Below are 23,114 nucleotides of genomic sequence, written 5' to 3'. Positions count from 1 at the left end.
TAAGAAGATCGCTTGCCCACTGTAAAAGTGAGGAAGCGATCTTTTTATTTTAGTGTTGAGGGTTACCATTTGCTGCCATGTGGAGAAGGACAACGGGCACTGCTAAGTTTTGCTTTCACGCCCATCAAGCAGCCGCAGTGGCGGCAAGTTGTGCCGTAGTGATAGTCGCTGCAGCTCGTGCAGACCGCGATGCGGCGGTCATATTCAGCCTCCGTAGTCAGCTTCAGGTTACGCACACGTAGCGTTTCACCGAAAAGCTTAGCGATTTCTTCGGGTGTTACGTGAACAGAGGCGGTACACCCTTTGCAATCCGAACCGGTTTCTGTTCTAATTCCACTTGAGGTATCCATATGAATTGGCTCCTATGCAAGACAAAGTGTGACCACAGAGCGGGCAGGAAGGGTAACGAGCAGAACGTCATTTTCGACTCGATAATCGGTAAAAGGTTGTGAGTTCACAGCATTGGGCTCATCGAACGTATTGTGCGCATCCATCGTATCCGAAGTGATAACCAAACCTGAGATCGTTCCACCAAAGTGTCCCTTGATGTCACATTGGACTTCAAGCGATTCGGCATGGTGCAAATTACAAAGGGAAATATGTAGTTGGTTGTCTGCATTTAATGAAGCGGATGCGCTAAGTTGATCGATTTGTTTGCCATCCATTTCATAGGAAGGGCTCACCGCTTCCGTAGCGATATAGCTCGCATCTTGATGCACCTTATACATATCGAACACATGATAAGTCGGTGTAAGCAGCATATCTGCACCCTCTGTAAGGATGACCGCTTGCAATACATTGACAACTTGCGCAATATTGGCCATACGTACACGATCACTGTGATGATGGAAAAGGTTTAAATTAATGCCAGCGACGAGCGCATCACGGATAGTATTCTGCTGATAGAGAAAGCCAGGGTTCGTGCCAGGCTCTACATTGTACCAAGTGCCCCATTCATCCACGATTAAGGCGACTCTTTTGTCAGGATCATAGGTGTTCATTATGGCCGAATGACGGGTAATAAGTTCATCCATGTATAAGGTTTTCTCTAGGGTGTTGAACCAGTCTTGTTCATTGAAATCTGTTGCGGATCCTTTGTCTTTCCAGACTCCCGTAGGGAGGGTATAGTAATGAAGACTGATGCCATCCATGTATTTCGTTGCTTCACGCATCAAGACTTCAGTCCAATTGTAATCAGCGCTATTGGCGCCACAGGCGATTTTGAAAATTTTATTATCCCCATAGTTCCTTACATAGCAAGCATATCTACGATACAAATCAGCGTAGTATTCAGGACGCATGTCACCACCGCAGCCCCAGTTCTCGTTCCCCACGCCAAAATAAGTGAGCTTCCATGGCTTCTCACGGCCATTTTCTTGACGCCAGTTCGCCATCGGGGACTCGCCGTCGAAGGTCATATATTCTACCCATTCCGACATTTCCGCCACGGTACCGCTTCCAACATTACCACTAATATAGGGTTCAGCCCCGATTATTTCGCATAAACGAAGAAACTCATGCGTACCGAAATGGTTATTCTCGAGAACACCGCCCCAGTGCGTATTGATCATTCGTTTGCGTTTCTCGGCTGGACCGACACCATCTTTCCAGTGATATTCGTCTGCAAAGCAGCCGCCAGGCCAGCGAAGAACTGGAATTTGCAGCTTTTTGAGAGCTTCAAGTACATCGTTACGCATACCTTCTGTGTTAGGGATGGGGGAGTCGTGTCCAACCCAGATGCCCTCATAGATACATCGACCTAAATGCTCAGAGAAATGACCGTAAATATTTCGATTAATCGTTTGCAGCGGTGAATCCGCGTGAATAGTCAGCTTAGCCATGAAAGTATCTGCTCCTTAGTGTTTCATATTGGAAACCGACTCCCGACTGATCAGAGCAGCCGAAAGTATGATTTGTTCCTGTGAAATAGACGTTTGTTCGTGGTGGCGGTGAATGGCAGAAAGTAGTTCCTCGACGAGATGCTTGGCATCCAAGCTAAATGTCGTCAGTCTTGGTGATATTTGAGCAGCCAGCGGAATATCATCACAGCCAATGATGGATACTTCTTCCGGAATGGCGCGGCCATTTTCTCGAAGGCCTTGCATGCAACCAGCAGCCATCCAATCATTCACAGCGAAGATAGCATTTGGCAGCTCGGCTGTAAGCAGAAGGTCCGCTGCTCGGCGGCCGCCTTCCCAGTTCATTTTCTCCGTAATGATCTGGACTTGCGTGTCTTTCGACTGGCAATAAGCAAGGAAGCCTTGCTTACGAAGCCTGGATGAATCGTACTTGTCTGGCCCTGCTAGCAGGGTGAACGAGCGATGTCCTGCATCGTATAACGTTTTGGCTGCTTTGCTCCCGATCCGAAAATCATCGAAATATATTTGGATGATATCTTCACGATGAGCATAGCGCTGAATGGAGAAAAGCTGGCCGGTCGTCTTGAGCCGATCCAATTGCTCGTCATCCATCTGCCCGATTAGAATGAGCGGACTTGTAGGTGCAGCTTCGCGTGGCAGATCAGGGTGAACCATGGAAATTTTGATGGCTTGCTTGGCAGCTAAATTCGTAATTTCGACAAGAAAATTCGTGTAGTAGGGGTCATTTCCTTTGATATCGGATGAACACATGACATATAACGTGTCCAAAAGTACAGCTGGAACGATATATGTTCCTTTGCCTCGTAATTGGACGAGAAGGCCTTCCTGTACCAAAGTTTTGATCGCTGCCCTTACACTAACCCGGCTCGCTTCAAAGTTCTCGGACAAATCCCGTTCGGACGGGATCTTGACGAGTTGATCCTTCTGCAAGGATTGAATTTGCACACGAAGCTGTTCGACCAGTCTTTCTTTAATAAGTGGAGATTTCTGCATGTGACTAAACCACCATTCGCTGATACCATTTTGAATCAATGTAATACCAATAAGATACCACGTAGGGTGTGGGGTAGTCTAGGAGTTTTTTTTTTTTATTTTACCCTGATCGGCGAGAATATCGGAAACAAATGGATGAAGAGCGGTGAAGGTCCTATCCTATTTAAATCTAATGTGGAGGACAAATGGTACTTATTTATTGATGAGTATGGATTAAGAGGATATATACCGCTGGAGACGAAGGATTTGGATTCGGGCGAATGGAAGTTGCCTGCGGAATTCTCGTTGCCTACTCATTCACTCAAACAAATTTCGATACTCCGTTGGGGTTCTTTCTGCAACTTGTTTAAAAATTCTACTGAAATAATAAGGATCTGGATAGCCTACACGCTGAGAGATTTCTCTGATAGAGAGATTCTTTTCCTTTGTAAGCAAATATTTGGCGTGATTTATTCGCACTGTTGTTAAGTATTTGGAAGGTGGTCCCCCTGAATGTTTGATGAAAATTTTACTAAGATAAGAAGGATGAAAATTAAAGTGCCTGGAGATTGATTCCAGTGTAATTTCTTCATAAAAGTTTTCTTTTAAATATAGTTGAATCATCTTCACAATTTCTTCAGGTGCACGCATATTTTTCTCGGAGGAAGGCAGTGACTTAGGTAACTGCCTTTTGTTTTCAATCGACATCTTGATCTTGATTAGGACTTGTTCCAAATCGCTAGTTATGATCGGTTTCAACAAATATTCGTTTACGTTGAATTTAATAGCTTGACGCGCATAATCGAAATTGTTGAAACCACTGATGATTACCTTTTCTATATGGGGAAATTGAAGTGACACTTGCTTTAAGAGCTCTAATCCATCAATGGCAGGCATTTGAATATCCGTAAATAAAACATCGACAGTATTATTTTCAAGAACCTTCAGCGCGGACAAACCGTCTTGAGCAGTACCAATGATAACAAAGGAAGTATCTAGAGATTGAATTTTCTTAACGATATTATTCAAAATCAATTCTTCATCCTCAACGACTACAACGCGAATCTGTGTTGTATGCTCCACTTCGACGCACCCCTTCAACATTTTCCTCCAACGATAACCTTTGCCCCGCCATCAGGTAGGTTAACGGTTTGCATATACATATTTGTACTGTAAGAAATTTTCAGCCTGAGATAAATATTCAGTAGCCCCATTCCATCAAGCTGTAGGCCAGGAATAATCCCGGTCTGTTCGATTTCCTGAATCCTATTATTAAATTCAGCGATGGCTCTCTGATCAAATCCAGGTCCGTTATCGGTAACTTCTACGAACCAGTGGTCGTTCTCCTGATACCCTCTCACCTTAATTGTCCATGGAGGTAACAGTTTGGATGAGTACTTTAGTGAATTCTCAACAAGCGGTTGAATAATTAATCTTGGAACGGGAATATTCTGCATATTCTCTGCCATTTCAAATGTATACATAACGTTTTGTTTATGTCTGATTTTAATGCATTCCAGATACTTTTCGGTATAGGCTAGTTCAGTTTCTAAAGGAACAAGAGATGAATTATCAGCGGATATGTATCTTAACATCATGGATAAATTCTCAATCATGATTACAATTTGTTCGTTCATATTCTCTTCGGCCATGATGGAAATCGTAGTTAATGTATTGTATAAAAAATGTGGATTCATCTGCGATTGAAGCGCTAACATTTTGGCTTGAAGTTCCTGTAACTGGGACATTAACAATTGGTCCATCGATTCTTTCAGTCGTTCACTCATCTTGTTAAAAGCGAACTGCAAGCGATCAAGCTCGTTTAAACCGCTGTTTAGTTCCAAATGTGTATGAGAGGTGATACCTACTAAATTTGTGGATTTCATAGTGGCATGCATTCTTGCTATGGGCTTTGTGATTCGTTTAGCTGCAAGGTAAGAAAGGGAAATAGCAAGTAGTAGAATGGCGAAACTAACCATGGCGATTTTCTTGGTAAAATCATTTAAGGGGCCTAATAATTGCTGTTCGGAGACAATGAGAGCAATGTTCCAACCTGTGTACTCGGAATGAGCGATACTATAAATTTCTTTCTCATTTGTGATAGAGTTACGGATGTTACTGATAGCTGAATGGGAATTGGTTTGCAGAAGGGTAAAGTAAGAAATTAGTTCCTTAGCTTTGGGGTCAATGGGATATATAATGTCCCCAATATCATTATATACAATAACCTTTTGCCCGTAGTTGTGCTTCATGTAATCATTAATGTTGGTAAATAATTTGTCTGCATCTTGCTTGACTTCTACGATACCTTCTGGGGTATTATTAGCATCAAAAAACAACCGAACCAGTGAGATGGAATACGCATCCTTGGAGGATAGGAATAGTGAAAGCTCATCATCCTTCTCCGGAATTGTGATGTATTTGCCGTTGGTATTTGCGAGCACCTCTTCATACCAAAGTTTATTAGGCAAGTTTACTTTCGTTCTCCGGTTGTCGATGCCGGATCCAAACATGTTTCCTCCTAAATCATATAAATTAATTTGATTAACGGGGAGAGCAGGTCCATTTGCTGCAACTAAAATGTCTGCTAGATCTTTATTGTTATTGATCGAGTCGCCAGATCCCTCAGTGAATTTGAGGAATCTGTCTTTCACTAGATTGGAATACAAGATATTTAAGGATACAGCGTCAATTCTTCTTATTTCTAGGTCTAATTTGTCCTGCATGGATTGTGAGAGATTATCAAGAGATTCAACAGCCTTTTTCTTTAATAAATCGGATGACCACATATAAAAAGGTACAACCACTAACGATAGTACCACTATGATGATTAAGGAATAGGTCTGAAAAAGAACGAATCGAATGGTACGTTTGTGAATGACCATAGTCTCCTACTGAATACATGAATAAGATTTTTTATGTTTAGTTTGCGGTGTTTATAGTGAATTGTCAAAAGAAATTTGACGAGGTAAAGAATGTCCAGTTATAAAGCACTGTAAATCCATGGAAGATGGAAATGAATTGCATATATAATGAAAGCGTAAACATTATCGACCACAAGTGAAAAGGGGAAACGAGACCAATGAAAAAAACATTTACGGTGATTATGTCGATTGGGATTATGGCGTCTATGTTAGCAGGATGTGGAAGTAAAGTGGAGACCGTAACACCAGCAGCTTCAAGCAGTGCTACCAATAGTGCGAAACCTACAGAAAAGCCTAAAGAAAAAGTTACACTGACCTACATGGCTAGCCAAGATTGGATAAAGGATTCCGAAATGCAGCTCGCAAAGAAGTTTGAAGCGGAGACAGGCATTCATATTGATTACCAAATCGTTCCATCAGATCAGTACCAGAATATTTTGAAGACGAAACTCAATGCGAAGGAAGCCCCGGATATTTTCGGTGGACAGGACGGACAGCTTGATTTGAACAATTTGTACGGGGTCGAAAAAAATGCGGTTGATTTAAGTGGTGAAGAATGGGTAAAACGAGAAGACCCTCTTTTTGTAGAACAAGGATCCTATAATAAAAAGGTGTATGCACTGACCATTTGGGATCCAAGTTATGACTGGGTTATCGTATATAACAAAAAAATATATGAAAAGCTAAACCTCAAAGTACCGACTACTTATGCTGATTTTAAAGCGGTATCAGAGAAGATCAAGTCTGCAGGCACGACGCCTATTTATGAACCCGTGTCTGATGGCTGGCATCATGTGCTTTGGTTTCCTGAGCTTGGGCCTAAATTCGAAGAAGTCAATCCTGGATTAACGGATAAGCTAAATAGTAATAAGGAGCAATTCGCGAACGTACCGATTATGGAGCAGGCACTTACGCAACTCAATGAACTTGCGAAGTCGGGTTACATGGGAGATAACTACTTTTCAAATACGTACGCCGATACAGAAAAGAACATGGCAAGCGGCAAATATGCTATGACGGTGTATAATCTTGGGCTGCCGGCGCAAATCGAAAAAGCGTTCCCAGAGGTTAAAGCGGATACATTTGGCTATTTCTTGATGCCGCTTGCTGACAATCAGATATTAAATGTGAATCCTGCTGCGCCAAGTAAATTTATTTATTCAGGATCCAAACATATTGATTTGGCAAAGAAATATTTTCAGTATCTGACGAAGCCAGAAAACTTGCAATTCTTTTTGGATAACGAGCCGAAGTTCTTAGCTTTGAATTTCAAAGATATTAAGAACCGTTATACACCTGATCAAAAGGCATTCTTCGATACGTATGGCAAAAAACAAGGCACCGTGTATCAAACATCCATTAGTTACCTAAATCCGCAATGGATGGATATGGGGAAAGACATTTCAGCGATGTTTTCAGGGAAAATGCAGCCTAAGGATATTTTGAAAAGCATCGACAAAAGAAGAAGCGATGCGGCAAAAGCAGCCAAAGACCCTGCTTGGGCACAATAGTTTAACCAAAGTATAAATCAGAACAGCCCAGTGGATAGGATAATACCTCTTGCTGGGTTGTTACTGAAGATAATATGGAGCGGAGAGTCCTACAATGAACAAAAGCATATATCCCTTTTATTTTTCAATTGGCGCATTGGTACTGTATCTGCTGTTTTTTGTAATTCCAGGATTTATGGGAATTTACTTTTCTTTTACAGACTGGAACAGTTATAGCGAAGGAATTGAATTCATTGGACTTGATAATTTTCGAACGATCTTCTCAGGGAATGAGAAATACGTATCATATTTAAATCATACAGTTACGTTCACGATAACAACGGCCATATTGAAAACGGGAATCGGGCTCTTCCTTGCTCTGATATTAAATCATGGCATTAAAGGTAAAAACTTTCATCGTGTGGTTATCTTTATGCCAGTTATCGTTCCTACATTAATTGTAGGATTAATTTTCAAGTCCGTATTGCATCCTGAAGTTGGATTAGTCAATGAGTTCCTAAGATCCATCGGTTTGGAATTTTTGGCTAAAAGTTGGCTGACGGATATCCATTTGGCCTTTAAATCCATTATTGCTGTCGATACCTGGAAAGGGGTCGGTTATATCATGGTCATTCTACTGGCAGGTCTACAGGCCATTCCGGATATGTACTATGAGGCTGCGGAAATGGATGGAGCTAACTTTTGGAATAAATTCAAGCATATCATTGTTCCACTATTGATGCCGGCGCTTACAGTTACAACAGTTCTTAATTTTATCTATGGATTCAAAGTGTTTGATATTGTGTACGCGCTTACGAATGGAGGACCAGGCTACGAGACAGAAGTACTGTATACGGGTGTGTTTAAGGAATTTTCCCTCGGTCGTTATGGTGTAGGTACTGCTTTGTCTACAGTCATGTTTCTCGTTATGATCGTGATTGGCTTTTTTGCAGTCAAATGGATGAGCAAAGAAGATGAGGTGGGCAAATGAAGCTGAGCATGGTAAAGAATGGTTTGAAAAATATGGCTGCCTGGATCGTGAGCATGATCACGCTAGCTCCACTCCTGTTAATTGTGATTAATTCTTTAAAGGATAAAACGCAGGCTAGCTCGATGGGTTTTGATTTGCCTAAACAACTACATTTCGAAAACTTCCTGGTCGTTATTGAAAAAGGGAAATTACTACGTTCGCTTTTGAACAGTTTATTTTATACCGGAGCTTCTACAATTCTATGTATTTTATTATCCGCTATGGCAGCCTACATCTACTCTAGAAATCGTTCAAGATTGAATCGTTTCCTTTACTTTTTCTTAATTTTAGGCATTGCCTTGCCCATCAATTATTTTACATTAACCAAGATGATGCAAATGACTCATTTGATGAATACGCAAATCGGAATTATTATTCTGTACGCAGTCGTGCAAATTCCATTCAGTGTATTTATTTTATATGGATTTGTGGGAACTGTTCCCAAAGAACTCGACGAATCCGGTATTATTGATGGTTGCGGCCCACTAAAGCTATTCTTCTCCATCATATTTCCCTTATTAATGCCTGCTGTAGTGACCACATTTATTCTAGCTTTCATTAATTCATGGAATGAATTCTTACTTCCGCTCTACTTCTTAAACAATGCCAAACAGTGGCCCATGACGTTATCTGTTTATAATTTCTTCGGCCAATATCAAATGGACTGGAATTTAGTGAGTGCTGATATTGTAATGACCTGTCTGCCTGCAGTTATTTTGTATTTATTAGGTCAGCGATACATTATTTCTGGTATGACATCTGGCTCGGTAAAAGGGTAGTGGTTTCATATTTCTTTGACAAGGAGAATCATGATGCAAATCATTCGACATATTGTGCAGAAGGATCGTCTGCTGCTAGAAACGACAAGCGGGAGAATCATGCTTGCCCCATATTCCAACAAGATCATTAGGATTCGCTATACATTGGAAGCTGAATTTAGTACGCAGAAAAGTCTAATGATAACAGGTTTGCCTGATTCGAAGATTTCCTTCACCGTAGAAGATCTCCAAAGTCATCTAGTATTTTCAACGGCAGAACTGACAATCCGTATCCTCAAGAAGACGGGGGCTTTTACTTATCTGGATGCATCAGGAGCTGTACTAACGAAAGAGCCGGATCGTAGAGGCAAAACGCTGGTTCCTATGGATGTTATGAAATCCGTATTTGATGAATCCGCCAATATTGAAGCTGGACAGGGAGCCGATGGCCTGCGTGTCCGGGCTGACAACGTGACCAAAGTGAGAGATCGAAAGGCATTTCATACAAAGCTTGAGTTTGAATGGATGGAAGATGAGGCATTATACGGCTTGGGTTCGCACGAAGAAGGCGTAATGAATTTGCGGGGAACGCATCAATACTTGTATCAACAAAATATGAAGGCGGTTGTTCCCGTCCTTGTATCTACGCGTGGATATGGCATTGTAGTGGACAGCTATTCCATGATGACGTTTCGAGATGATGCTTTTGGTTCCTATATATGGACAGAAGTAGACGATGAAATGGATTATTATTTCATTCTTGGTCCGGAGATGGACAGTATTGTGCATGGGATCCGTGAATTAACTGGAAAAGCGCCGATGCTGCCCAAGTGGTCATACGGTTATGTCCAATCCAAAGAACGTTATACGTCGCAAGAAGAATTGATAGCCGTTGTTCGCGAGTACCGTGAACGAGGACTGCCGCTTGATTGCATTGTGCTGGATTGGAAGTCCTGGACTGGAGAACTTTGGGGTCAGAAAACGCTCGATCCTGAGCGGTTTCCAGATCCGAAAGCTATGGTGGAAGAGCTTCACGGGATGAATGCACGATTGATGGTTTCTATCTGGCCCATTATGAATCCTCAGAGCGACAACAATAAGGAAATGAATGAAAATGGTTGCTTGCTTGGCAATCAAGCAACGTATGACGCTTTCCAGGAAAAAGGCAGACAATTGTACTGGAAACAGGCAAACGAGGGTCTTTTTGTACATGGTATTGATGCTTGGTGGTGTGATTGCACAGAGCCTTTCGAAGCAGATTGGCATGGATCTATTAAGCCTGAACCCGAACAACGGATGCAAATTAACACAGAAGAAGCGAAGCTTTATCTTGATCCGGAGTTCATTAACGCGTATTCCTTGCTGCATTCCAAAGGCATTTATGAAGGGCAACGCCAAACCACGGAGAGCAAACGCGTCGTGAACCTGACCCGTTCAGCTTATGCAGGGCAGCATCGTTACGGGACGGTAACATGGTCGGGGGACATTGCAGCAAATTGGGAGACGCTGCGGAAGCAAATCCCAGCTGGATTGAATTTTTGCGCAACAGGATCGCCATATTGGACGTTAGATATCGGAGCTTTCTTTGTTCAAAACAAACCTGAACTATGGTTTTGGAATGGCGATTACGACACAGGCATCCAGGATATGGGTTACCGGGAATTGTATGCTCGCTGGTTCCAGTATGGTTCGTTTCTTCCGATGTTTCGTTCTCATGGAACGGATACTCCCAGGGAGGTATGGCGATTTGGTGAGCCAGGTGAGCCTGTCTATGATGCCATTGTTAAATTCCTCCGTCTTCGATACGAATTAATGCCATACATCTATTCCTTATCTGCCCACGTTCATCACTATGATTATACGTTCATGCGAGCGTTATCATTTGACTTCAGGCATGATCCGAACACATATAACATTGGAGATCAGTTTATGTTTGGTCCTGCATTTTTAGTAAATCCAGTCACTGAGCCCATGTACTACAATAGTAATTCTGAAGTGCTAGAAGGTGTGAAGAAAACCAGAGATGTGTATTTGCCAACAGGAACGGCGTGGTACGATTTCTGGACCAGTCGCATCTTTGATGGTGGGCAAATGATAGAAGCTGAGGCTCCTCTTGACCGTATACCGCTATATGTGAAGGCTGGATCGATCGTGCCTATGGGCGGAAGTATTCAGTTTGCTGAACAACGTACGGATGATAATAGACACATTCGTGTCTACACGGGGCAGCACGGCACATTCGATTACTATGAAGACGAAGGCGACAATTATAACTATGAAAAGGGTGCTTACGCGCTAATTCCTATGGTGTGGGATGAGGAGAACCGAACTTTCATTATCAAAGAGCGGGAAGGCACTTATCTCGGGATGAGCATAAATCAGTCATTTAATCTAACATTTTATGGTGTTAATGATGGTGATGGATCTCTCAAGGAGGCAGAGAAGAAAACGCAAATTCACTACACAGGAAACTACATAGAAATCACGCTAAAAGACTTGTAAGGGGAGATAGCCAAGATATAGCTTGAGTACGTTACCAAATGGTACTTGAGCTTTTCCTTGTCTTACCTTGGCATTCTTATACGATGTCCAATCAATGTTCCTACAAAATTCCTTCTGTCCGTATGATTGTCTCTGTACGAAAGAGTCGTGAAAAACTACAATGAACTCAGAAATGATATCGCTTACATAACACTGTTAAGTTCGGAATGGAAGGGGGTGATTCGAACAAAACTCCTACTGTCGTGCTAACCAGAACAGTTTATAAATTGCTATTCCAAGGAGGTTTTATGAAAGTGAGAAACAGAGCATTCATTTGGATTATGACTTTGGTAATGCTATTTTCCATGTTACCATTTTCAGGGTCGGTAGTTGCGGCTACCAGTGTGCCAAGCGCAACGATCTATGTTGCTACAAATGGCAATGATAACACAGGCGACGGAACACAAGCAAAGCCGTACAAAACGCTTGCCAAGGCAAAAACAGTAGTAAGGACTCTGCCTAAGACGGGCGGTGATATCATCGTTCAAATTGCGGATGGATATTATCCGCTTGATGAAACCCTAGTTTTTGACAAAGATGATTCCGGAAGTGCAAGCAGCACGATTCGCTATGAGGCGGCGCCGGGTGCGAAGCCGGTAATCAGCGCTGGTGAAATGTTGGAAAAAGGCGTATGGACAGAAGCTGTTGGCCTTACCCAGACTGGCGGCTTAAAGGCGTATAAAACGACCCTTAACCGGAGCGATAAGCTGCGCGCACTCTATGTAAACGATAAGGGCGCCACCATGACGAAGAGCTCGGAAATAGCTTCGGCCAACAGAACCGTTACCGGCACCCCTACAGCCAGCTTTACCGCTGCCAATAACCCTTGGGCGTGGCAAAACGGCACCAACATCCGGGCGGGTATCGTATTCGATGCCAGCGTAGGACTGACGACGGCAACGAAAAACCCCCAAAACATCGAAGCCGAAAGCACGGGCGGCTCCACAGCCAGATGGGCGAGGCCTTTTATCACCTTCGCATCGATCGAACAGGCGCCGGCAGCCAGCAACAAGCCCGGCGGTATCATGTTCCGGTTCCAGATGCCGTATGGGTTCATTTCACAGTCTTTGGGTAATAACACGCAATACAATCCTGGTAACAATCAAGTAATCCGCAACGCTTTCGAGTTCTTCAACAAACGCGGAGATTTTTATTTCGACCAGGCGGAAAGCACGCTTTACTACATCCCGCTTGCAGGCGAAGATATCAACACTGCCGACGTGGTCATTCCAAGGCTTGAGACGGTCCTCGACATTAGAGGGATCCCTGTAGGAGATCGGTTGAACCCTGTTGCGGGCTCGGACGATGGTCGTGTCAAAAACATAACTTTCAACGGGCTGAAGTTTGCCCATACCGACTACAAACTGACTGAACTGACGGGCACCTATACATATAGCGACGGGTCCGGTCCGGTAACAACAAGTTCCCGCGGCTATGCGTCCGTTCAGGGCTCTATCGTGAACAAAGTTTACTTCCCCAGCAGCATAAACTGGCATGAGACTTTCTACCGGGGGTATGACATACCGCCAGCAGCGGTAATGATCAACGCGGCGAGGAACATCAAAGTGCTGAACGGTGAGATTGGACTAACTGGATTTAATGGCATCCATGTAGAAAACGATGCCAAGGATATCGAAATCTCGGGCAACTATATCGTAGATACGCTCGCTTCCGGCATTGTAATCGGACATCCGCAGCATATCTATGAAAACGATGTAGCGATTACGCATGAATCTAGTGTTTCGGTCTCAGGCACGCCAATAAGGAACTGGGCTGGCGTTGATAAGGAGAAATTTACGGCGGGTACGGAAGCCGTGCCGGAGAATATTTATATTACAAATAACTTTTTGTACAGGACCTGCTACGGATTCCCGGGCGCCAACGCACTGGCTTCTTTCTACACAACGAATATGCAGGTACTGCACAACTACATCTATGACACCACTTACGGCGCCATGAGCATCGGATGGGGTTGGGACGAGTATGACGGGTTCGGCTTTACCGCCCAAGGGACCAACAAGACCGGTGGCCCTTACAATGGTACGAGTGAAACGAGCATCGCAAGGTCTCCAGCAATATCTACGACTTCCAGGAATAACAAAATAAACTATAACCGGGTAGAGGAAATTTGCACGGTAGTTAACGACTCCGGAGCCATTTACTCACTGGGACGGCAGGGTGATCCGGGTAATTTGCCAGGTGGAGGGACATGGGACACCATCAACACCGTCTATCCTTTGACAAACGATCCCGTCACTAACAAGAATAGTAACTGGAATTCTGACAACTGGACGAATTTCACCGAGATGAACTACAACTTCCTTAACCCAAATCCAACGGATAAACCCACGAGCTCCAACAACTGGATGAACGGGTTCCATCCCGACGAAGGCAGCACGTTCATTAAGATGATAGGCAACGTCGTGCAGGCAAAGCTCTCCTATGCCCCTGGACAGAGCCGTCTTATTGAGTTTAATAACTGGAAGCGCAAAAGCGATATGATTATGGTCCAAGGTTATGTGGACGGGGACAACAACCAGAATGGCGCCCCTAGGACTACTTTTGACAATTACAAAAGCACAAGCCGCATTTGGCCACTTAAAGGCAACGAAATCGTTTTGAATTCGGGCCTTACTAACGAATATACGAAGATGATCCCAAGAAGCCTCATTGCCGATACGGAGTTTGAGCTGGCTTCCAACGTCATTATGGGTAAAGGTGAAAAACTGAACCGCAGGGGTCTGCTAAAGGCTGAAGACACTGTCTGGCTCGCGCCCGCGAACACAACTGTCTTTAATGAAGGCAATACGATGACAAAAGCTGCCGGCGACGTTAAGTCAATCAACGCTCCGTCTGCCGCAGGAGAATACAAACTATATATCAAATATGGAGACGGCAGAGAAACGGCGACTTCCAAGTATACGGTATACGTCGATGCGAGCGGTTCAGCAACCAATGTGGAAAATGGGAAAAGCTACGAAGTTTCAGCGGTACGGCCGCTTAAACTGACTTTGAGTACTGATTACACCTTTACGCTTAACGGCAAGCCCGTGGCGAATGGGTACGAAATCCGCACCGAAGGAAGCTGGACCTTGGTAGGCAGCACTTCGACGCCTGCCATAACCCTCAACTTTACCACCACAGTATCGGTGGCGAATAGGCTGCTCCCGGCTGACGTGTCAGTAGCCCCCGGCGGGAAAGTCAGGTTTGCGTACGATTTGGACGACGCCACAAAACAGATATGGATTTCCTCATCGAGCGATGGAAATTTTATTGAAAGCGACAAAGAAACAATGGCCTCCGGCAACATGATAGAAATAACCGCGCCAAAGTTGCCCGGTCCATACATTATTTATGTACGGTCGAAAGAAGGCGATGTACTCAGCCAGTCTCACGCTCGTGTTGTGGTGCGCGATATGACGCCTGTCGATATTCCTAGAAATGGTCTTGACTTATGGCTCAAGGCTGATGAGGGCGTGGAAAAAGATAGCAGTGGCAATGTGATTGGATGGACAAATATGGGAAGCGTCCCGGCGAAGCTTGTCCCAGCGAACGTCCCCGGTAGCGGTGGCGATAATCTTGGAACACCAAATGGCAACCCCACGCTAAAGAACGATGGATACGACTATGTAGATTTCGCAGCGATGTCAAGGCCGCTAAAAGCTGCAGGCTTTAAAAATTATAACGGCAGTACGCAGATGACGATATACGCGCTGGTTAGACCAACAACCACAGCCAACAACTCGAGTGACCAAAATGGTCTTGTTTATTTCGGATTGAACGAGTCTTACCAAACTTGGGCGGCCAACAGCGGTTGGAGCGGTATTAATCTAGGTGTAGGAACAAACAGAGTTAACGTCCGCTTTGGTAACACGGATGGCAGCGTATCGGGAGGCGGGCAACAAATTACAACAACAGCCACTGACGGTCTGGCCAGCGTTCGGGCGCAGCTAAACGGAACCAATAGAGCCGTTTTTGTTAATAACAATGTCATCGGAACTGGAACCAACGCTAAGGCACTTTTAGGGAACAGCTCGGATCTGGGCGTAGGTTACACGATGGCGGCTGCAACCCCTTACCGCTTCCTGGGTAGGGTCTCGCAGATTCTCATCTACAACAGGGTGCTGACAACGGATGAAATTACGAAAGTAGAAACATATTTTAACAATGTCAAAGCGGGCCGTGGTGGACCCGCGAACCCAATTGTCTCCGCGGTCGACAAAAACCTGCTGACTGCCTTGATAGAGGCCGCCAATAACAAGGAAGCTACCATTTATACAAGCAATTCATGGAACGCTTTTGCAAGCGCATTAAGTGAGGCCAAAACAGCGCTCTCAAATGGTGAGATCGGGCAGGCAGCAGTGGACAATTCATATTACGCGCTCCGTAACGCGAGCAAAGCGCTTCAACTGGTACCCAGCGGAGTTGCGACTGCCATATACGGTACGCCTGTTCTCGGCGGGGCCGTGCTCGACCTGCTCTGGGATAAGACCGCCACGCTGCCGATATTTAAGCATCTGACAATGGTGAACGGTCCGACGGATGGCTCCGCTAAAGTGCTATGGGACGATACTAACCTGTATGTTCTGGTGCGTGTAAAATCCCCTGAGCTGAACAACAGCAGCAGCAACGCGTGGGAGCAGGACTCGGTCGAGATCTTTGTGGATGAGACCAATAGTAAACAAACCTCCTACGGCACAGGTATGGGACAATACCGTATTAACTATCTTAATTCGAAAAGCTTTAATCCAGGCAGTATCAGTGCGGGTTTTGAGTCTTTTGCCAAAGTCGTGGATGGCGGTTATTACATTGAAACGAAGATCCCCTTTAAAGCTGTCCTTCCTACGGTTGATCGTGTAATTGGATTTGATTTGCAGATCAATGACGCGAAAGCAACGGGTGGCCGTCAGGACATTATCATGTGGCACGACGTGACCGGACAGTCCTATGCTAACGGTTCACAATGGGGTGTGGTTACACTTGTGGGCAAGCCGCCGGTGGTTACCGGCGCTGCTGGAGCGACCTCCATCACGACGAAAGCCGGCACGCTGCAAATGTTGGCGGGAGTGCCCGTCGTATGGTCGGTAACCGCAGAAGACGGTTCGGAGACAAATGCGGCGATCATCAGCGAGACAGGATTGCTGTCGGCCAAAAAGAACGGCGTCGTGAAAGTAACGGCGATAGCCAACGGGTCCAGTTTGAGCGGCAGCGCGCTGGTCTCAATCAGCGGTCAAGAGGGCGATACGACTCCACCGACAACGGCCGATGATGCACCGATCTATTGGGTTAATCATGATGCAGTGGTCAATCTGACGGCAACTGATAGCGGGTCTGGCGTCGGAGAGACGTATTACACGATAGATGGCGGAGTTCAACAGGCAGGAACGACAGTGTACATTGTCGGCGAAGGCACTCATTCCCTCGTTTATTGGAGCGTGGATAACGCTGGCAATGTGGAACAGTCGCATACAGCTTCAGTGAACATTGACATGGAGGCACCTGTTACAGACTTATCTGTTAATCCCGAAGCTCCTAACGGCAGCAATGGCTGGTATGCAGAAGCTGTAACGGTAAGCTTTAGCGCAGCCGATAATCTCTCAGGTGCGGCCAAGACGGAGTACAGCCTGGACGGCGGCAGCACATGGTTAACCTATACGGCTCCGGTAACGCTTAGCCAAGACAACAAATATACCGTGAGTTACCGTTCGACGGACAATGCCGGCAATGTGGAAGCAGCGAGAACGATCAGCTTCAACCTGGATCAGGCCGCTCCGACGATTACGGTATCCGGCCTAGTATACGGCTCGTACAGTGATTCCATGGATATCACGCCAATCCTGACGCTCAGCGATAACTTGTCCGGAGTGGACAGCAGCAAAACAACGATCATGCTGGATACAAATGGCGTACAGCAAGGAGCGACGATTCCACTCTATACGCTGCCTCTCGGTTCGCACATGCTGATCGTGACGGCAAGCGATCTGGCAGGGAATACGAGTAGCCGGACGATCGCGTTCCAGACGACTGCCAGTATCCAATCCTTGCAAACTCTGGTCTCACGCTTTAAGAATGCCGGATGGATCGATAACGCAGGCATTGCGAACAGCTTGCAGAGCAAGCTCACTGCAAACAGTCTGGCCGATTTCGTGAGTGAAGTTCAGGCGCAAAGCGGCAAGCATATCTCTGCGCAAGCTTCAGGCTACTTGCTCAGGGATGCCCGGTATTTGTTATCCAAACACTAAGAGAGTATTGGCCGGCTGCCGTGAACTGTTGTAAGAGTGAACGGTGGTTCGTATGTCAGGATTCGTAATGCGGGTTTCGCTAGATTAATGCCCAATAAGCTGTATGTCTCTTTCAAGATGACATGTGCTTATTGGGCTTTTCATGCCAAAATTCTTACAAGAATGAATATTGTATTGTTAATTTCTTGCTTATATAATGGTGGGAATGGGATGAGCTGGCTCATTAGTAAACGCTTACATTACAGTTTATCTGCTTTGGTTGAAAGGTGAGGTGGCACCAACATGAAATGGTTTACGAAATATTTCAGTGGAATCTCCATTAAAAACAAAATCTTCAGCACAAATATTTTAATTATTATTATTTCGATTTCAATTATTGCACTTTTCGCCAACATCGTCTCTCAAAAAGCAATTATCGAGAAAGCAGTCAAAAATTCATCAAGGGAACTCGTTCTTATCGACAATAACCTGCAGACATTAATCACTACAGTTGAAGATTATTCAAAAATATTGGCAACCGATTATAGGTTACAAAACGAACTATATAGCGATTTTTTAGAAAATAATAACTCATCCGCCTCTCAACATGTGGGGGGATTAGATAATTTATCGATGAAGAAGACACTCTCTGAAGTCATTAGCAACATTGTTGAACCCAATACCAATATCAAAGCGGTAAGTGTTCTCACCTCGAATCATCAATGGGTCGATGTCGGCTTTGCGGATAATGAGTTTGCGTCCCGCATATTCGGATCCGGTCCAGAAGCCACTGATCATTCCTTTGAGCCTGTCTTGACAGGGTTAATGAAGTTCAAATTCCGCTATGAAGGAGATGATAACGTATTTGCTGTTTCCAAAACTGTGATCCATAAAGATACTGGAAAAACGGTTGGATTGGTTGTTTTATATGTAAAAGAAACGGTTATCGCCTCTATTTATGAAAGGAAAATGAATTACAAGGGAGGAAATTTCTATATTCTTGATCAATATGGGAAAATCATCTCCTCCCAGAATAAAGCTAATTTGTACCTGGATTTCAAAGAGGCAACCTCGATATCAATTCCTAATTCGACACAAGTAGAATCAGGTTTCTTTCAAGGAAACGGGAGCGAGAAGGTGCTGGTATCTACTCACCGATTGGAACCATTAGAATGGTCGATTGTAAGTGTTATTCCAATTGATGAAATTACGGTGGAGCGCAAAGAAATTAACAAATTAATTATTTGGATCGGCTCATTATGTCTATTGTTCGCATTTATTATCTCCTATTTATTGTCCCGATCGATCACCAGGCCAATCTTCCAACTTTCCAGAACGATGAGAGACATTCGGACTGGCCATTTGACGGTCAGAAGCTCGTACCAATCATCGGATGAAATCGGTTATTTAAACGATGTTTTTAATAATTTGATGGATCGTATCGAAGAACTAATGGCCGAAAATGTTGAGGAACAGAAGACGAAGGCCGAGATTGAATTCAAATTGCTGCAAACGCAGGTGCAACCCCATTTTTTGTATAATACCCTTGAAACGATCATATCCCTTATTAAGTTGAATATGAAAACAGAAGCCATTACAGCAGCGAAATATATGGCCAATTTCTATAAAATTTCGTTAAGCAAAGGTAACGATATTATTTCGCTTAGAGAAGAAATGCAACTATCTGAGAGTTATTTGGAAATCCAGCAATTGCGCTATGTGGAGTATATGGAATATTCAATGGATATTGACGAGGAAATTATGTCGTGTTTAATTTCGAAGTTAACGTTGCAGCCGATCGTGGAAAATGCTATCTATCATGGACTTAAGAGGAAAATGGAAAAAGGCTTATTGAGGATCACTGGGCGCCGCGTGGGTGACGAGGTGCGTATTGAAATTTATGATAACGGCGTGGGAATCGAAGAATCGCAAATAAAGGGATTGTTGAGGGAAGTTTCGGACACCAGTGAAAGAACTGGCTTCGGAGTTAGAAGTGTCCATAATCGGATTAGAATGCTGTATGGGGACAGATACGGATTAGAGGTAGAAAGCGAAGTAGGCTTATATACCAGAGTTACCATCCGTTTGCCGTTCAAACCATTGCGGGAGGTATGAGATGTTAAAGGTACTCATTGTCGATGATGAATATTACTTTAGACAAGCGTTGAAAATTTCATTGCCTTGGGAAGAGTTGGGTTTCCAGATCGCCGGCGAAGCGAAGAATGGAGAGGAAGCTCTCTCATTGATGTCTGAAATTGAACCGGATATCGTCTTGGTAGATATTAATATGCCCATTATGGACGGCATGGCATTTATTCAGAAAGCTAAACAATCTGATCAGGAAACAAAATTTATCATGTTAACAGGTCAAAGCGAGTTTGTATATGCCAAAATGGCCGTGCAGCTTGGGGTTTTTAATTATGTGCTCAAACCGATTGACGAAGATGAACTTAAAAGCTCCCTACTTGAGATTAAAAATCTGATTGACAAGGAGCACGCCGTAAAACTGGATTATGAACACTTAAAGAAGCAGGCAAAAGAGCATATGCCGATGTTGAAGGAGCGATTATTGAATGAATGGCTGCAGGGTAGTAGAGTTATAGACCCCTCATCTTCTTCAGAACGGTTGCAGTATTTGGGTATCAATCTGGATGCTCCATTTCATATGGTGGTCGTAGTCGATATTGATTCACAAGATGATCATGTTACCAAAGAAGATATGCACATTCGCAAGCTGGCTGTTCAAGATATAGCTCAAGAATTTATTCGAAACACATACTCGTTTGCGAGTTGCCACGATACCAACGATCGGGTTGTTATGATAATTGGCGTTCCTAAGGCTTCTTACGACAGAATGGAAGCGATTAGTGAAGCGATTAGGAAATCGGTTCAGGCGACTTTGGGATGTACGGTAACGATCGGCGTTGGCAATGGATACCCTGCCTTTGAATCGATATCCGTGTCCTACCAAGAAGCGTTATTTGCTTTGAAACATCGGTTTGTTTTAGGCGGCAATCAAGTTATACTTCATTCCATGATTGCCGAATCGGGTATGAAGGTCAGTTTATTCTCCGTAGAAAGGAGAATCGGACTGTTGATGAGTATGCGAATAGGTAATCTCTCTGAGGCAGAAGAGTGGCTCACGACTTTTTTCCAGGATGCTCGTACCAAGAACGCTTCCACTGAAATGCTGTTTGTTGCCGCACTTGAAATCGTATCCACTTGTTTGGAATTTTTGGATGAGATGTCTCAAAGCTTCGAACATGTATTTCAGGATACGGCTCAAACTGATATTTTTCAGTTCATTCAACAGATGAACTCTTTTGGCGAACTGGAGAGATGGATTAGTAACCTGATTCTCAAAGTGATTGCACATGTACATGGCAGAAAGCAAAATAGAGCGGCTAAAGTCGTGGACGAGGTAAAAGCGTATATTCAAAGTCATTATGGAAATGAAGAACTACGTATCGTAGATCTCGCGAAGAGTGTCCATATGAACTACAATCATCTCTGTTATGTGTTTAAAAAAGAAACCTCCATTACAATTAACGACTATTTGACCGAAATACGCATCACGAAAGCAAAGGGACTTTTCGATCAAGGAGAGAAGATTGTTCAATACGTCGCAAGTCAAGTTGGGTACGCTGATGCCAATTATTTCGGTAAATGCTTTAAGAAGTATATTGGAATTACTCCTAGTAAGTACGTGAACAATGTCCAATAAAGTACTTTTAAGAATACGGCACAATGAGGCATTTATCGATAATGTCTCATTGCGTCTTTTTTTTGCAATTGCAAACAATTTTCCTTTCTGTCCGAGAATAGTCTCTGTAATTATTTATATGGAATCCGTAGAATGAAATTAAGGATGATACCGCTTCCATTGAGGGATCAACCAAATAGATACAATTTACTTTGATCAAACTTAGGAGGTCAACAAATGGTAAGAACAGTAAAGGTACTCGGCACTTCTCTGATGGCAGGTATGCTTCTCGTTTCAGCAGGTTGTAGTACGAAGAATGAAGCCCAACCTTCCGCAACCACCGGAAATTCACCAACCCCGGCGGCAACGACAGAAAACAAGGCTGGGAGTGATAAGAAGGTAAAGCTAAGAGTTGTAACTATCACTACGGACGAGAATCGCAATAATATCATGGAAAAGCATATTAAACCGAACGTTGCCAAGGCGTTTCCGAACGTAGAAATTGAATTTGAGCCAGGTGGCGGCGGCGAAGATATGGCGAATAAACTGAAAACGTTTAACGCTGCAGGTGATATGCCTGATGTATTCTGGAACGACGCAGGTTACTTTACTCCATTGAACAATACCGGCAGTATTATGGATTTAACCTCACCGATCACCAAGGACGGGTTTTTGAACAAATTCGCTGTTCCTGATGCATTGAAACATGTTGACGGAAAGATTTACAGCTTGTCTTCCGGAGCGGATACGTATTTCACCCCGGTCATTTTCTACCATAAGGACATGTTCGAGCAAGCAGGGGTGCAAGTACCGAAAACATTCGACGAATTTATCGAAGTATCGAAGAAATTAAAAAGTAAGGGCATGGTACCAGCGGTTACTCCTGGCAAAGATGGATGGGGACCAAAGCTTTTCCTGCTTCAGCAGATGATCCAAATCGGCGATCCGCAAGCGATGGCAGATCTTGTGAGCAATAAGACAGACTTCAGTAATCCGGCGGTCAAGGCGGGGGTGTCTCGCATTGAGAAGATGGTTAAGGAAGGTGTCTTTCCGGAAGGTATTGCTAATCTAGATTACGGTCCAGCCAACGAAATGTTTACAGCTAAGAAGGCAGCTATGTACATGATGTTTACTTGGGAGCTTCCGAATTTGGCGAAAGATGATACAGTCGATTTCTTCCCGTTCCCAAGTGCTAGCGACAAATACGACCCAACTAAGCATGTTCAGTTCTGGGGATCTCCATTGAACGGATATGCAGTTAGCGCAAAAACCAAGTTTCCTGAAGAGGCAGTAAAGTTGGCGGAATTTCTAGCTATGGCAGACGCTCAATATTTTGAATCTACGGGTGCCCCAATTGCCTTGAAGACAGGGAATACAGTGGCGGAACCTAAGCCGTTAATGAAAAAATTCATTAACTGGTACAATCCTATCCCTACCAAAATTGCTTCACTCGCACTTAACTCGTTGGATGCAAAAACATCGGCAGAGCTTGCGACACAAGGGGCGAAATTGCTGACGGGACAATATCCAGCTGATAAGTTTAGTACGGAGATGGGCAAGATCTGGAGTGAAAATACGTGGTTTAAAAAGTAAAT

General features: G+C 44.0%; 13 protein-coding genes. 8 read left to right on the top strand and 5 right to left on the bottom strand.

Annotated elements, in window-relative coordinates:
* Positions 1–62: 62 nt before the first annotated feature.
* The 5 genes from ACSQ8P_RS26620 to ACSQ8P_RS26600 form a co-directional block, all read right to left on the bottom strand.
* Positions 63–350: a DUF6171 family protein gene (locus ACSQ8P_RS26620; RefSeq protein ID WP_436237950.1), complete on the bottom strand. Its 288-nt coding sequence runs from the start codon at positions 348–350 to the stop codon at positions 63–65.
* A 12-nt stretch (positions 351–362) separates the two neighbouring features.
* Positions 363–1,841: an alpha-N-arabinofuranosidase gene (locus ACSQ8P_RS26615; RefSeq protein WP_436237949.1), complete on the bottom strand. Its 1,479-nt coding sequence runs from the start codon at positions 1,839–1,841 to the stop codon at positions 363–365.
* A gap of 15 nt (positions 1,842–1,856) precedes the next feature.
* On the bottom strand, positions 1,857–2,873 hold the full coding sequence (locus tag ACSQ8P_RS26610) for a GntR family transcriptional regulator (RefSeq protein WP_436237948.1): 1,017 nt from the start codon (positions 2,871–2,873) through the stop codon (positions 1,857–1,859).
* Positions 2,874–3,170: 297 nt separating this feature from the next.
* Positions 3,171–3,935, bottom strand: a complete 765-nt coding sequence (locus ACSQ8P_RS26605) for a response regulator transcription factor (protein WP_436237947.1) — start codon at positions 3,933–3,935, stop codon at positions 3,171–3,173.
* Positions 3,936–3,949: 14 nt separating this feature from the next.
* Positions 3,950–5,578, bottom strand: coding sequence for a sensor histidine kinase (locus ACSQ8P_RS26600; protein ID WP_436237946.1), 1,629 nt, complete (start codon positions 5,576–5,578; stop codon positions 3,950–3,952).
* Between the two features lie 356 nt (positions 5,579–5,934).
* Here ACSQ8P_RS26600 and ACSQ8P_RS26595 point away from each other — a divergent pair, with 356 nt between their 5' ends.
* The 8 genes from ACSQ8P_RS26595 to ACSQ8P_RS26560 all read left to right on the top strand — a co-directional run bounded on the left by ACSQ8P_RS26595 (position 5,935) and on the right by ACSQ8P_RS26560 (position 23,112).
* Entirely contained in the window at positions 5,935–7,287 is a 1,353-nt protein-coding gene (locus ACSQ8P_RS26595) for an ABC transporter substrate-binding protein (protein ID WP_436237945.1), read from the top strand.
* 94 nt (positions 7,288–7,381) lie between these two features.
* Positions 7,382–8,257, top strand: a complete 876-nt coding sequence (locus tag ACSQ8P_RS26590; RefSeq protein ID WP_436237944.1) for a carbohydrate ABC transporter permease — start codon at positions 7,382–7,384, stop codon at positions 8,255–8,257.
* Entirely contained in the window at positions 8,254–9,075 is an 822-nt protein-coding gene (locus ACSQ8P_RS26585; RefSeq protein WP_436237943.1) for a carbohydrate ABC transporter permease, read from the top strand. Before ACSQ8P_RS26590 ends, ACSQ8P_RS26585 begins: the two co-directional genes overlap by 4 nt.
* Positions 9,076–9,108: 33 nt before the next feature.
* A complete protein-coding gene (locus ACSQ8P_RS26580) occupies positions 9,109–11,556 on the top strand; it encodes a TIM-barrel domain-containing protein (RefSeq protein WP_436237942.1) in 2,448 nt (815 codons plus the stop codon).
* Between the two features lie 293 nt (positions 11,557–11,849).
* Positions 11,850–17,837, top strand: a complete 5,988-nt coding sequence (locus ACSQ8P_RS26575; RefSeq protein ID WP_436237941.1) for a sugar-binding protein — start codon at positions 11,850–11,852, stop codon at positions 17,835–17,837.
* Positions 17,838–18,119: 282 nt separating this feature from the next.
* On the top strand, positions 18,120–19,931 hold the full coding sequence (locus ACSQ8P_RS26570; RefSeq protein ID WP_436237940.1) for a sensor histidine kinase: 1,812 nt from the start codon (positions 18,120–18,122) through the stop codon (positions 19,929–19,931).
* A 1-nt stretch (position 19,932) separates the two neighbouring features.
* Positions 19,933–21,540, top strand: a complete 1,608-nt coding sequence (locus tag ACSQ8P_RS26565) for a response regulator transcription factor (RefSeq protein ID WP_436237939.1) — start codon at positions 19,933–19,935, stop codon at positions 21,538–21,540.
* Between the two features lie 216 nt (positions 21,541–21,756).
* Positions 21,757–23,112: an ABC transporter substrate-binding protein gene (locus ACSQ8P_RS26560; protein ID WP_436237938.1), complete on the top strand. Its 1,356-nt coding sequence runs from the start codon at positions 21,757–21,759 to the stop codon at positions 23,110–23,112.
* Positions 23,113–23,114 lie beyond the last annotated feature (2 nt).

Origin of the sequence: Paenibacillus sp. LjRoot153, assembly GCF_964253085.1 — a bacterium.
Lineage (GTDB): Bacteria > Bacillota > Bacilli > Paenibacillales > NBRC-103111 > Paenibacillus_E.
Note: the sequence above shows the minus strand (reverse complement) of the source record. Positions and strands in the feature narration are given on the sequence as shown.

Coding starts and splice junctions, on each gene's coding strand:
- ACSQ8P_RS26580 (WP_436237942.1), top strand. CDS start 9,109: ATGCAAATCATTCGACATATTGTGCAGAAGGATCGTCTGCTGCTAGAA.
- ACSQ8P_RS26560 (WP_436237938.1), top strand. CDS start 21,757: ATGGTAAGAACAGTAAAGGTACTCGGCACTTCTCTGATGGCAGGTATG.
- ACSQ8P_RS26570 (WP_436237940.1), top strand. CDS start 18,120: ATGAAATGGTTTACGAAATATTTCAGTGGAATCTCCATTAAAAACAAA.
- ACSQ8P_RS26610 (WP_436237948.1), bottom strand. CDS start 2,873: ATGCAGAAATCTCCACTTATTAAAGAAAGACTGGTCGAACAGCTTCGT.
- ACSQ8P_RS26615 (WP_436237949.1), bottom strand. CDS start 1,841: ATGGCTAAGCTGACTATTCACGCGGATTCACCGCTGCAAACGATTAAT.
- ACSQ8P_RS26590 (WP_436237944.1), top strand. CDS start 7,382: ATGAACAAAAGCATATATCCCTTTTATTTTTCAATTGGCGCATTGGTA.
- ACSQ8P_RS26565 (WP_436237939.1), top strand. CDS start 19,933: ATGTTAAAGGTACTCATTGTCGATGATGAATATTACTTTAGACAAGCG.
- ACSQ8P_RS26595 (WP_436237945.1), top strand. CDS start 5,935: ATGAAAAAAACATTTACGGTGATTATGTCGATTGGGATTATGGCGTCT.
- ACSQ8P_RS26620 (WP_436237950.1), bottom strand. CDS start 350: ATGGATACCTCAAGTGGAATTAGAACAGAAACCGGTTCGGATTGCAAA.
- ACSQ8P_RS26585 (WP_436237943.1), top strand. CDS start 8,254: ATGAAGCTGAGCATGGTAAAGAATGGTTTGAAAAATATGGCTGCCTGG.
- ACSQ8P_RS26600 (WP_436237946.1), bottom strand. CDS start 5,578: ATGCAGGACAAATTAGACCTAGAAATAAGAAGAATTGACGCTGTATCC.